Source organism: Sulfitobacter sp. G5_S2_6_S6 (assembly GCF_054968505.1).
In genome coordinates this window covers 309,714-321,981 of the sequence record NZ_JBQKUI010000004.1, presented here as the reverse complement: position 1 = coordinate 321,981, position 12,268 = coordinate 309,714, and the positions used below count along the sequence as shown (strand labels likewise).

The 12,268-nt window shown below is 62.7% G+C and carries 12 protein-coding genes; 4 read left to right on the top strand and 8 right to left on the bottom strand.

The window, feature by feature from the left end:
• Positions 1 to 16: 16 nt before the first annotated feature.
• The 3 genes from ACTRWK_RS09860 to ACTRWK_RS09850 all read left to right on the top strand — a co-directional run bounded on the left by ACTRWK_RS09860 (position 17) and on the right by ACTRWK_RS09850 (position 3,431).
• Positions 17 to 1,045, top strand: coding sequence for a FecCD family ABC transporter permease (locus ACTRWK_RS09860; RefSeq protein ID WP_235183813.1), 1,029 nt, complete (start codon positions 17 to 19; stop codon positions 1,043 to 1,045).
• Positions 1,042 to 1,809, top strand: a complete 768-nt coding sequence (locus tag ACTRWK_RS09855) for an ABC transporter ATP-binding protein (protein WP_005852524.1) — start codon at positions 1,042 to 1,044, stop codon at positions 1,807 to 1,809. Before ACTRWK_RS09860 ends, ACTRWK_RS09855 begins: the two co-directional genes overlap by 4 nt.
• A gap of 104 nt (positions 1,810 to 1,913) precedes the next feature.
• Positions 1,914 to 3,431, top strand: coding sequence for a catalase (locus ACTRWK_RS09850; protein ID WP_289081982.1), 1,518 nt, complete (start codon positions 1,914 to 1,916; stop codon positions 3,429 to 3,431).
• Between the two features lie 74 nt (positions 3,432 to 3,505).
• Here ACTRWK_RS09850 and panC read toward each other — a convergent pair whose 3' ends face one another.
• From panC to ACTRWK_RS09820, 6 genes are all read right to left on the bottom strand, one after another.
• Positions 3,506 to 4,351, bottom strand: coding sequence for a pantoate--beta-alanine ligase (gene panC / locus ACTRWK_RS09845; RefSeq protein WP_037943873.1), 846 nt, complete (start codon positions 4,349 to 4,351; stop codon positions 3,506 to 3,508).
• Positions 4,348 to 5,175, bottom strand: a complete 828-nt coding sequence (gene panB / locus ACTRWK_RS09840; RefSeq protein ID WP_009826594.1) for a 3-methyl-2-oxobutanoate hydroxymethyltransferase — start codon at positions 5,173 to 5,175, stop codon at positions 4,348 to 4,350. The genes panC and panB overlap by 4 nt, the downstream gene beginning before the upstream one ends.
• A 157-nt stretch (positions 5,176 to 5,332) precedes the next feature.
• The gene (locus ACTRWK_RS09835) at positions 5,333 to 6,274 is read right to left on the bottom strand and encodes a DMT family transporter (protein ID WP_037943872.1); all 942 of its coding nucleotides are present in this window, start codon (positions 6,272 to 6,274) and stop codon (positions 5,333 to 5,335) included.
• Positions 6,275 to 6,343: 69 nt separating this feature from the next.
• The gene (gene choV, locus ACTRWK_RS09830) at positions 6,344 to 7,372 is read right to left on the bottom strand and encodes a choline ABC transporter ATP-binding protein (RefSeq protein ID WP_005852516.1); all 1,029 of its coding nucleotides are present in this window, start codon (positions 7,370 to 7,372) and stop codon (positions 6,344 to 6,346) included.
• Between the two features lie 8 nt (positions 7,373 to 7,380).
• Entirely contained in the window at positions 7,381 to 8,214 is an 834-nt protein-coding gene (gene choW / locus ACTRWK_RS09825) for a choline ABC transporter permease subunit (RefSeq protein ID WP_289081983.1), read from the bottom strand.
• Positions 8,215 to 8,298: 84 nt separating this feature from the next.
• Entirely contained in the window at positions 8,299 to 9,222 is a 924-nt protein-coding gene (locus tag ACTRWK_RS09820; protein WP_005852512.1) for a choline ABC transporter substrate-binding protein, read from the bottom strand.
• 172 nt (positions 9,223 to 9,394) lie between these two features.
• On the opposite strand from ACTRWK_RS09820, the gene ACTRWK_RS09815 reads away from it, so the two are divergent.
• Positions 9,395 to 10,282, top strand: coding sequence for a 2-dehydro-3-deoxygalactonokinase (locus tag ACTRWK_RS09815; RefSeq protein WP_289081984.1), 888 nt, complete (start codon positions 9,395 to 9,397; stop codon positions 10,280 to 10,282).
• A 37-nt stretch (positions 10,283 to 10,319) separates the two neighbouring features.
• Here the strand turns inward: ACTRWK_RS09815 and ACTRWK_RS09810 are convergent, their stop codons facing one another.
• Positions 10,320 to 11,291, bottom strand: coding sequence for an ABC transporter ATP-binding protein (locus ACTRWK_RS09810; protein ID WP_005852507.1), 972 nt, complete (start codon positions 11,289 to 11,291; stop codon positions 10,320 to 10,322).
• Positions 11,288 to 12,265 (bottom strand): ABC transporter ATP-binding protein, encoded by a 978-nt coding sequence (locus tag ACTRWK_RS09805; RefSeq protein ID WP_005852505.1) that lies wholly within the window; start codon positions 12,263 to 12,265, stop codon positions 11,288 to 11,290. The genes ACTRWK_RS09810 and ACTRWK_RS09805 overlap by 4 nt, the downstream gene beginning before the upstream one ends.
• Positions 12,266 to 12,268: the final 3 nt, after the last annotated feature.

Genomic DNA, 12,268 nt, shown 5'->3' with positions numbered 1-12,268 from the left:
AATCGACCGCTCTGTGATGCGCAGGCCGCAGTGGCACTGGTGGGTGATCATCCCGCCGGTGCTGCTGGCCGCACTGCTGTTTGGTGCGGCCATCGGCGAGGTCTCTATCCCGCCGCTGGTGGTGCTGAAGGTGCTGGCCAATAAGGCGCTGAACGCGGGCTATGCGGTCGACAAGATCGACGAGGGCATCGTGTGGAACTACCGCATGGCGCGGGCCGTGGTGGCAATGTGCTGTGGCGCCGGTTTGGCGCTGTCGGGCGTCGTGTTGCAAGCACTGCTGCGCAATGCGCTGGCGGACCCCTATCTGCTGGGCATCTCTGCGGGGGCGTCCACGGGTGCTGTTGCAGTGACCATCCTCGGGCTGGGGGGTGGTGCCATCTCGTTGTCTATCGGTGCGTTCAGCGGGGCGCTGGTGGCTTTCGCTTTTGTGGCTTTGCTGGCGCAGGCGGCGGGGGGCGGTGTGGGCCTGCGGGCCGCGGGCGTGATCGTGCTGGCCGGTATCGCGGGCAGCCAGATGTTCAACGCCCTGACCGCGCTGATGATTACGAAATCAGCCAATGCCGAACAGGCCCGTGCCATCATGTTCTGGCTTTTGGGGAATATGTCGGGCGTGCGCTGGCCCGATGTACTAAGCGCCCTGCCCGCGGCGATGATCGGTCTGCTGGCCTGTCTGTGGCACGCCCGCGCGCTGGATGCCTTTACCTTCGGCAGCGACAGCGCCGCGTCCTTGGGCATTCCGGTGCGCCGCGTGCAGCTGCTGCTGATCGGCACGGCGGCGTTGGTCACGGCGGTGATGGTCTCGGTGGTGGGTGCGATCGGCTTTGTCGGGCTGGTGATTCCCCATGCCATGCGCATCGTCGTGGGGCACCGTCATGCGATCCTTGTGCCTGCTTCCGCACTGGCGGGGGCGGTGTTTCTGGTCTTTGCCGATGTGGTTTCGCGGGTGATTGTACCGGGCCAGGTGCTGCCCATCGGCGTGGTGACCGCTTTGGTCGGCGCGCCCGTCTTTGCACTGATCCTGATTGGCAAAAGGACGTCGCCATGATTCTGTCCTGTCACGAACTGGGCTGGCGGGTGCGCAACCGCGCCATCGTCAATGACGTGTCCCTGTCCTTGCGTCCGGGCGAAAAGCTGGGGCTGATCGGGCCCAACGGGTCGGGCAAATCCACGTTGCTGCATATGCTTGCCGGTATTCAGAAACCCTCGCGCGGGCGGGTCGAGCTGGACGGCGCACCGCTTGCAAAGATGCGCCAGCGCGATATCGCGCAGCGGCTGGCGCTGGTCGAACAACACGCCGATACCGCAGATCGCATCACCGTGCGCCACGCCGTTGAACTGGGCCGCACCCCGTGGCTGTCCGCCCTGCGCGGGTGGAGCGCAGGGGACGACGCCATCGTCACACAGGCGCTGGCGGATGTGGATCTGTCGGGCTTTGGCGACCGCCACTGGCACACGCTGTCGGGCGGTGAACAACAGCGCGTGCATATCGCCCGTGCACTGGCCCAAAGGCCGCAAGTGCTGCTGCTGGACGAGCCGACGAACCATCTGGATATCCGCCATCAGCTGTCGATCCTTGAACTGATCCAGCGCTTGCCGACAACGGCGATCATCGCCCTGCACGACCTAAACCAAGCCACGCTCTGCGACCGGATCTGCGTCTTGCAAGATGGCAAGCTGCGCGCCATCGGCACCCCCTCCGAGATCATGACCGAAACCCTCCTGCGCGAGGTCTTTGGCGTCTGCGGGCATTTCCTTGTCGATCCGGCGGATAACGCGCAGGTGATCCGCTTTCACACGGCAACCCATTAAGCGCGCCAAGCGGCCACAGCTCTATCCAACTCCTTACGCATTTGGACGGGAACCATCCGTCACGCTACAGGTTTTGCCTGTGGACCCTGAAGGAGTAGCTACAGATGACCGACAAGAAGCAAACCCCTCCCACAACCACAGACGCCGGCATTCGCGTTCAAAGCGATGAACATTCGCTGACCGTTGGCCCCGATGGCCCGATCGTGCTGAATGACCACTATCTGCTTGAACAGATGGCGAATTTTAACCGTGAACGTATTCCAGAGCGCCAGCCCCACGCCAAAGGCTCGGGCGCATTTGGCACCTTCGAGACGACGCAAGACGTGTCGAAATACACGATGGCGGATATTTTCCAGCCCGGCGCGAAATGCGATGTGGTGATGCGGTTTTCGACCGTGGCGGGCGAACGCGGCAGCCCGGATACATGGCGCGACCCGCGCGGCTTCTCGATCAAGATGTACACGGACGAAGGCATCTTTGACATGGTCGGCAACAACACCCCGATCTTCTTTGTCCGCGATCCGATCAAGTTCCAGCAGTTCATCCGCAGCCAGAAGCGCCGTGCGGATAACAACATGCGCGACCACGATATGCAGTGGGACTTCTGGACGCTCTCGCCCGAAAGCGCACATCAGGTGACCTATCTCATGGGCGACCGTGGCATTCCGAAAAACTGGCGCGAGATGAACGGGTATTCCAGCCACACCTATTCGCTGGTCAATGCCGAGGGCGAAAAATTCTGGGTCAAGTTCCACTTCCACACCGATCAGGGCGACGGCAACGCCTACCTTAGCCAGGATGAAGCTGACAAGCTGGCGGGGACCAACGGCGATTACCACCGCGCCGATCTGTTCAACAACATCCGCGACGGGAACTACCCCAGCTGGACGCTCAAATGGCAGATCATGCCTTACGAGGATGCCAAGACCTACCGCATCAACCCGTTTGATCTGACCAAGGTCTGGCCGCACGAGGACTACCCGCTGATCGAGGTCGGCAAGCTGACCCTGAACCGCAACCCCACCGATTTCCATACAGAGATCGAACAGGCCGCGTTCGAGCCGAACAATATGGTGCCAGGCGTGGGTCTGTCGCCAGACAAGATGCTGTTGGCACGGGGTTTTTCCTACGCGGACGCGCACCGCGCGCGGCTGGGTGTCAACTACAAACAGATTCCGGTCAATAAGCCCGTCTCGCCGACCCATAGCTATTCGAAAGACGGCGCGGGCCGGACTGAAAAAGTGTCTGATCCGGTATATGCGCCCAACTCATATGGTGGGCCCTCTGCGCAGCCGCATCAGCATGAAGCGGGCCTGTGGTATTCCGATGGCGACATGGTGCGTCAGGCCTATACCCTGCGCCCTGATGACGATGATTGGAGCCAAGCCGGCAAGCTCGTCCGCGAGGTGATGGACGCCGATGCCCGCGAACGTTTGGTGTCGAATGTGGTGGGGCACTTGTGCGACGGTGTCAGCGAAAAGGTGCTGGTCCGTGCCTTTGAATACTGGCGCAATATCGACAAAGACACCGGCGACAAGATCGAGGCCGGTGTGCGCGAGAAGCTGGGCGGGGAATCCAAAGCCCCCGGCATGGCCTCTGCCCTCAGCATCGGCGGCAAGTAACACCGCACCGTTCCAAGCCAAACGATCAGCGGGGCCTGCGCGGGCCCCGCTTTTTTTGCATATTCCAGAGCGATTTAACCGACGGCGATATTGTCGATCAGCCGCACACCGGCCAGCCACGCGGCGGCCAATAGACGTGCGGGGCGGTCGGGCGTGGTCATCAGCTCCAACTGGTCAGCAGACCGCAGGTCAAGGTATTCCACCTGCGTAAAGCCCGCACGTTCCACCCGCGACACTGCCGCCGCGCGGAGCGTTTCCAGATCGCCACCGGCAAGCAGCCCCTCTGACATCTCTTCCATCGCGCGGTGAAGTTCGGGGGCCCAGGTGCGGGCGCGATCCGACAGCAGCAGGTTGCGCGAGGACATGGCCAGACCGTCTTCCTCGCGGATGGTGGGGCAGCCGATCACCTCTATCGGCAGGTCCAGATCACGCGCCAGACGGGTCACCACCTGAAGCTGCTGATAATCCTTTTCGCCAAAGAACGCCTTGTCCGCCTGGGACTGGGTAAAGAGTTTGGTCACGATGGTGGCCACGCCATCGAAATGTCCTGCCCGATGCGCCCCGCACAGCCCTTGGGTGATGCCCTCGACCGACACCGTCGTCGCGAAACCATTGGGGTACATCTGTTCCCCATCTGGCACATAGACGACATCCGCCTTCAGCGCGATCAGCTTGCGCGCGTCCTCTTCCTCGGTGCGGGGGTAGTTTTTGTAGTCGTCAGGGTTGTTGAATTGCTTGGGGTTGATGAAGATCGTCACGATCACACGGTCGCACGCCTCTTTTGCGGCCCGCACGAGGCTCAGGTGCCCCTGATGCAGCGCGCCCATGGTCGGCACCACGGCGACGCTTTCGCCCGCGGCTTTCCATCCGGCGACCTTGCTGCGCAGCTCAACGAGCGTGCGGATAATTTCGGGTGTCATGTTTTGGAAACCTCGTCAGAAAATACATGCTCGGGTCCGGGGAAGGATCGTGCCGTGACCTCGTCGGCATAGGCCTGCACCGCGGCCTTTGCGTCATCGCCCAGATGGGCATAGCGTTTTACGAATTTCGCCTTGAAGGCGGTGAACAGCCCCAGCATGTCATCGACCACCAGAATTTGCCCGTCGCATTGCGCTGACGCACCGATGCCGATGGTGGGAATGGCGACCGTTTCAGTGATCTGGTCCGCCAAAGCCTGCGGCACTTTCTCAAGCACCACGGCAAAGGCCCCTGCCCGCGTCACCGCCTGCGCATCGGCCATCAGCTGCGTGGCCGCCGCACCGCGCCCCTGCACCTTGTACCCGCCAAGCGTGTGGATCGACTGCGGCGTCAGGCCGATATGCGCCATCACCGGAATGCCGCGTTTGGTCAGGAAGGCGATGGTGTCTTCCATCACCTCCCCCCCTTCAAGCTTGACCGCACCGGCACCGGTTTCGCGCATCAAGCGTGCCGCATTCTCAAAGGCTTGGGCCGGGCTTTGCTCGTAGCTGCCGAAGGGCATATCGATCACCAGCATCGACTGGGTCAGCCCGCGCCGCACCGCTTGACCGTGCAGGATCATCATCTCCATCGTGACCTCAAGCGTCGAGGGCAGCCCGTGCAGCACCATCCCCACTGAATCGCCCACAAGCACGAAATCGCAGATGCCATCCATCACTTGCGCCATCGGCGTGGTATAGGCGGTCAGGCTCACCAGCGGAGCCCCCCCTTTGCGGGCCAGAATATCCGTCGGCATGGGGGCGGTCTTGCGGGCTGTGGCGCTCATCTGTGGCGGTCCTTTTTGGTAAGGTCGTCATTGCAATCTATCGGGGCCATGGCGGGGCATGGGGCGGCTTGGCGATGCTTCTAGACCAAAACGTCGCGATGTAGGTAGCAAAAGCGCAAGAATTTTACCCATGTCGCTGCGTCAGTCGAATCCGATACTACTTGGGCGGGATCGGAGCCACTGGCTGTGCGCCCCGCCCCGTGGGCACGGTCAGCACCAGCAGGCAAAGCACAACCAGCCCCACGCCGGCCCAGCCAAGGGGGGGCAAGCGTTCGCCCACCACGACCACGGCCAGCAGCGCTGCGACCACCGGCTCGATCAGCGTCAGGGTCGTGGCGGTACTCGCCCGCACCCGCGACAGCCCGTAGCCGAAACAGATATAGCCCAGAAACATCGGCACAAACGCCATATAAAGCCCGACCGTCGCGTTCCCCCACGAGGCCAGCAGCGGGCCGCCAGTCGCCAACAGCACAGGCATCAACATCAGCCCGCCCAGTCCAAAGGTGGCACCCATGGCCACCGAAGACCGCAGGCCGCGCAGCATCATCGCGCGCGCCGTCCAGCTATAAAGCGCATAGGTAAACCCGCCAAGCAGCCCCAGCACGACCCCAAGCGGCACATTGGTGCCCCCCACGGCCCCATGCCCGCCCTCGGCCAGACAGATCAGCACCATGCCAGCGACGCCCGCCAGCGCGCCAAGGCTCCACCGGAGGGTCAGCAAGGAACGCTCCATCACATATTCGATCAGCGCGGCAAACAGGGGCGCGGTGCCGATGGTGACAACGGTCCCGATGGTCACCCCCGCCAACCGCATGGAGCCATAGAACGCCAGCGGATAGATCATCACCGCCAAGGCCCCCAGCAGCAGCAACCCGCGCTGCTGCCAAAGTTGCGCACGCGCATGGGCGATGCCCCGCAGCGCCAGCAGCGCCTGCGCGATGCCGCCGATTCCCATCGCCGCGGCACCGATCGCCGCAGCACTCACGTCAGGGGCAAAGGTCGCGGCGGTGCCGGTGGTGCCCCAGACAATGCCCGCAAAAAGCACGCCCGCCACGCCAAGTGCATTGCTCTGGCGGCCCGAGCTTTCCTGATCCGTCATTCTGTCATCCCCTGCGCTGCGCGGTCCTGTGGCGTAGTGATGACCCGCCAAGCGCCTGAGGTCAAAGCATCATTCGGACTGCAAACGCGATACGATACTGCCTGCGGTCACGGTGCCGATCGTCTCTCCGTCCTCGACCACGGGGATCGCCTGCGCATCATCGCCGATCTTGCCAATCAGCTCGGCCACCGGCGTCTCGGCGGCGACGGCCCCGTCCGATGTCGCGGCGGGCGGGCCCATCACATCGCGGGCCGTCAGCACGCCAAGCGGGTTCATATTGGCCACGAATTCCGCCACATAGTCCGACGCGGGGTTCGAAAAAATCTCACGCGGGGTGCCGCATTGCACGATGCGCCCGCCCTCCATAATCGCGATGCGCCCGCCCAGTTTGAAGGCTTCGTCCAGATCATGGCTGACGAAGATGATCGTGCGTTTCAACTCGCGTTGCAGATCAAGCAGCTCGTCCTGCAGGCGGGTGCGGATCAGCGGATCAAGGGCCGAGAAAGGCTCGTCCATCAGCAGGATCGGGGCTTCGGTGGCAAAGGCGCGGGCCAGCCCCACACGTTGCTGCATCCCGCCCGACAGCTCGCTGACCTTGCGATCGGCCCAATCGGCCAGACCGACAAGCCTAAGCTGCGCCTCGGCCCGTTCAAGTCGTTCGCGTTTGGGAACATCGGCCAGTTCCAGCCCGAGCGCCACGTTGTCGCGCACCGTGCGCCACGGCAGCAATCCGAACTGCTGGAACACCATCGACACACATTCGCGGCGCACGCGGCGCAGATCCGCGGCAGAGCTGGCAGTGACGTCACAGCTCCAGTCGCCATCATGCACCCGCACCGATCCACGCACCAACGGGTTCAACCCGTTGACCGCGCGCAGCAAGGTGGATTTGCCAGAGCCGGACAAGCCCATCAGCACAAGGATCTCGCCCTGTTTGACGTCAAGCGTGCAGTTATGCACCCCGAGGATCTGCCCTGTCTCGGCCTCGATTTCGGCACGGTCTTGTCCGGCATCCATCAAGGGCAACGCCTTGGCCGGTTTCGGGCCAAAGACGATGGACACATTGTCGAATTCGACGGCGTTTGCGGGGTTGGTCATTTGATCGCTCATTTTCGTGTCACCCGTAGCATCCGGTCCAGCATGATGGCGACCACGACGATGATCAGCCCCGATTCAAAGCCAAGCCCCGTGTTCACCTGATTAAGCGCGCGCACCACCGGCACGCCAAGGCCATCCGCCCCCACGAGGGCCGCGATCACCACCATCGAAAGCGACAGCATGATCGTCTGGTTCAGACCGGTCATGATCTGAGGCAGCGCATAGGGCAGTTCGATCTTCCACAGGGTCTGGCTGGGCTTCGCGCCAAAGGCCTGCGCGGCCTCAAGCAGCGCCTTGGGGGTGGACGCGATACCAAGCTGCGTCAACCGGATCGGCGCGGGCAGGACAAAGATCACCGTCGCGATCAGCCCCGGCACCATGCCGATGCCGAAAAAGACAATTGCGGGAATAAGATAGACGAAGGTGGGCAGCGTCTGCATCAGGTCCAGCACGGGTGCCATATAGCGGTACATGCGCGGTCGATGCGCCGCGGCGATGCCGATGGGAACACCGACGCCCATGCAGACCACACAGGCCGACAGCACCAGCGTCAGGCTTTCGGTGGTTTCTTCCCAGTAATCCTGATTGAGGATGAACAAAAACCCCAACACGATCAGCAGCGGGGTTTTCCAGTTGCGCTGGATCGCCCAGGTCAACGCGCCGAAGACAGCGATAACGATCAGCGGATGTGGCGTTTGCAGCACCCAGAGGATCGCGTCAATCAACCACTCCATCGCGACGGCCAGCCCGTCGAACAGCCAACTGGCGTTGATCAGCAGCCAATCAAAAACCGCCTCTGCGGCGTCATCAATCGGGATCTTGTTATCGGTGAGCCAGTTCATGGGAACCTCCGGAGGCTGGTATCATGCGATGATGGCAAAAAGGGCCCGCCCGATGGCAGGCCCTTTTCACATCCTAAGGGTGGATTACTCGACGATGGTCTTGGCGGCCGCCATCGCGTCGCCACCGTCCACGGTGGTCACGCCGTCCAGCCATGTGTCGAGCACATCAGGGTTCGCCTTGATCCAGGCTGTCGCCGCATCGCGGGGCTCTTCGCCGTCATCCAGAATGGCCCCCATGATCTCGTTCTCCATGGCGAGGGTGAATTCCAGATTGGTCAGCAGCTTGCCCACGTTGGGGCATTCCTCGACAAAACCGGCGCGGGTGTTTGTGTGCACGGTCGCACCGCCCAGATCGGGGCCAAAGAAATCATCCCCGCCTTCCAGATAGGTCAGATCAAAGTTCGCGTTCATCGGGTGCGGCTCCCAACCAAGGAAGACGATAGGCTCGCCCTTGGCGGACAGGCGTTTGACCTGTGCCAGCATCCCCTGCTCCGAGGATTCCTTGACCTCGAACTCGGCCAGATCAAAGGCGTTATCGTCGATCATCGACTGGATCAGGCGGTTGCCGTCATTGCCCGGCTCGATGCCATAGATCTGACCGTCCAGCGCGTCTGCATTGGCAGCGATATCGGCAAAATTCTTGATCCCCATGTCCGCAGCGGCTTTGTTCACGGCCAGCGTGTATTTCGCGCCAGTCAGGTTCGCGCGCACGGTGTCAACGCTGCCATCCTCGCGGTAGGGGGCGATGTCGGCCTCCATCGTGGGCATCCAGTTGCCAAGAAACACATCCACATCGCCTGCGGCCATCGACGTGTAGGTCACTGGAACGGAAAGGATTTTCACGTCTGTCTCATAGCCCAAAGCGTCCAGCACGACGGTGGTCGCGGCAGTGGTCGCGGTGATGTCGGTCCAACCTACGTCGGAAAAGGTGATCTCGTCACAGCTTGCGGCAGCAAGGCTGCTGGCAAGGGACAGGGTAAGCGCGGTGGTTGCTGCAAGAACTTTCATGGCAGAGGAACTCCCGTTATGTTTATTGTTGATCGCGTAATAGAGCGCGATTGCGCGCTTTGATGCAACCCGATTTCTACACGACCGCGCGACAAGACGCGGCTCAGGCAAGGAGACACCCCATGATCGGCACCCCCTATTTCACCATTCCCCTCTTCACAGGCCCCCGCGCGTGAGCGGTGCAAGCCCCGCGTGGATCGGGGTCGATGTCGCGGATGGGCATGTGCATCTGTGGGTGCATGATTCACGCGGCGATGTGCTAGCGCAGGCCGACGGGCCGGTCGCTGCCTTGCCTGCCGAAGACGGCTTTGTCGCGGCCCTTACGGATTTGCTGTCGCCCTATCTGTCGGACCAACAGCGTTTGCCGGTGATCGTCGCGGGGCTGCCCGCCCTGCCCGCCAGCAGCCTGCGCCCCATTCCGGCAGAGCCCTTGGGCGGGGTGCTTGCCCTAGAGGTTGATGACCCGCGGCTGGAACTACGCGCGGTGCCCGGCCTGAAACAGGCCAGCCCACCCCAGATCACGCAAGGGGCCGAGACGGCGATTGCGGGCTACCTTCAGGCAGCGCCCGAGTTTGACGGGGTGATCTGTTGCCTTGATGCACAGTCCACATGGGCCCACATCAGCGCCCGCGAGGTCGTCAGTTTTCAAAGTTTTCTCACCCCCATGATGGCCACGCAGTTGTCGGCTACAGCCCCGCTCTCCAAGGCGGTTGTCGGTGGTGCGTTGGATGAGGATACTTTCGACGCCGCCGTGAATGATGTCATGGCTCGCCCGCAAATCGTTGCCACCGCGCTGGCCGAGATTTCGGCGCACGCCACCATAGATGGCCCCACAATGGACGCAGGCTGGTCACGGCTGATGGGTTTGTTGATCGGGCTAGAGCTGGCCGGTGCCCGCGCCTATTGGCTGGGCCGCGAGGTGGTCATCCTCTCCGACAGCCCCCTCGCCCCGCTCTATGCACGCGGGCTTGCCGCCCAGGGTCTGACGGCCAGCCACGTCTCGCGCCGCGACCATGTGCGCGCCGGGCTGCAGCTTTGCGCCGACGCAAGCGCGAGTTGATCTGACGCGCGCGAGATAAACGAGGACGCCCCCGGCCCTAGGCCGGGGTGCCACCGTTTTCAGGAAAGAAACACGCCGCGGCATGATGCCCCTGCGGCAGTTCTGGCCGCATGGCGCGGCATTTGTCGCGCACTTTCCAGCACCGTGGCGCAAAGGGGCAGCCATCGGGGATCGCCAGTGGAGACGGCAGTTCGCCTTGCAGCTTGATCCGCTCTTTCGCGCCGCGTGGGTCCGCTTGGGGCGTGGCCGACAGCAGCGCCTTGGCATAGGGGTGGAACGGCGCACCGAACACATCATCGCGGCTACCGCGTTCGACCGCGCGCCCCAGATACATCACAATCACCTCATCCGCCACGTGACGCACGACGCTCAGGTCATGGGAGATGAACAGATAGGCCAGTTGCAGACGTTCCTGCAGATCGACCAACAGGTTCAGCACCGAGCTCTGGATCGACAGGTCCAGCGCGGACACAGGCTCGTCCAGCACCAGCACTTTGGGGTCCAGCATCAACGCCCGCGCAATCGCGATCCGCTGGCGTTGACCGCCGGAAAACATATGCGGATAGCGGTCAAAATGTTCAGGCCGCAAGCCCACCAGACCGAGCATCTCGCGCGCTTTGGCGGTACGCTCCTTGCTGCTCATGTCGGGGCGGTTGATCTTGAGAGGTTCCTCGAGGATCGCGCCGATCCGCTGGCGCGGGTTGAGCGAGCCATAGGGGTCTTGGAACACGATCTGCACCGATTTGCGCAGCGATGCCCAGTCTTCGCGGACCACGGGTTTGCCATCCAGTGTCAGCGATCCGGCGGTCGGGTCTTCGATCATCGTGACCATCCGCGCCAAGGTCGATTTCCCGCAGCCGCTTTCGCCTACGACGGCCAGCGTTTTGCCCGGATAGAGCGCGAAATCGAGCCCGCCCACGGCCTTGAGCGTACGCGGCTTGCGAAACAGCCCGCCGCCGACTTCATAGTGACGCTCCAGCGCCGTTGCAGTCATCACAGGTGCGGTCATGATGCGACCCTTTCGTCTGTGTTCAAGGGGTAGAAACAACGCGCATAGCCCAGATCAGCGCCCAAGGCGGGCGGCGCTTCGGACTTGCATTTGGCGTTGGCGAATTTGCAGCGTGGCGAAAACAGGCATCCTGCGGGGCGGTCGAATTGCCCCGGCACCACGCCCGGAATGGTCGGCAGCCGCTTTTCCGTCGCCCGTTCTGGCAGCGCATCCAGCAGTGCCGAGGTATAGGGGTGGTGCGGCGCGTCAAACAGCGGTATCACCGGCTGTTCTTCGATCTTCTGGCCGGCATATTGTACGCTGACCCGTTCGGCGGTCTCAGCAACCACACCCATGTCGTGGGTGATCAACACCAACCCCATGCCCGTTTCCTCGCGCAAGGATGCGAGCAGATCGAGGATCTGCGCCTGAATGGTCACGTCGAGCGCCGTGGTAGGTTCATCGGCGATCAGCAGCTTGGGCTTGCAGGCAATCGCCATGGCAATCATCACCCGCTGGTTCATCCCGCCCGACATCTGGTGCGGGAAGGCCGACAGGCGCTTTTCGGGATCGGGGATGCCGACCTGTTCAAACAGCTCGATCGCGCGTTTCTGACGCTCGCGGCGGCCCATGCCAAGATGCACCCGCAGGGCCTCGCGGATTTGCCAGCCCACGGTGAAACAGGGGTTGAGCGATGACATCGGCTCCTGAAAGATCATCGCCAGATCATTGCCGACGATCTTGCGACGCGCCTTGGCATCCATCGTCAGCAGGTTGTGCCCGTCAAAGGTCAGCTCGTCCGCGGTGACGGTGGCGGTCCAGGGCAGCAGCCCCATCAGCGCCAGCATCGACACGGATTTACCCGACCCGCTTTCCCCCACAATCGCGAGGATCTCGCTTTCGTTCACGTCCTGGTCGACGCCGTCCACCGCCCGGAACTTGCCCGAGGCCGTGGCGAAATCAACGCTTAGGTTTCTGATACGCAAAAGTGTCATGGC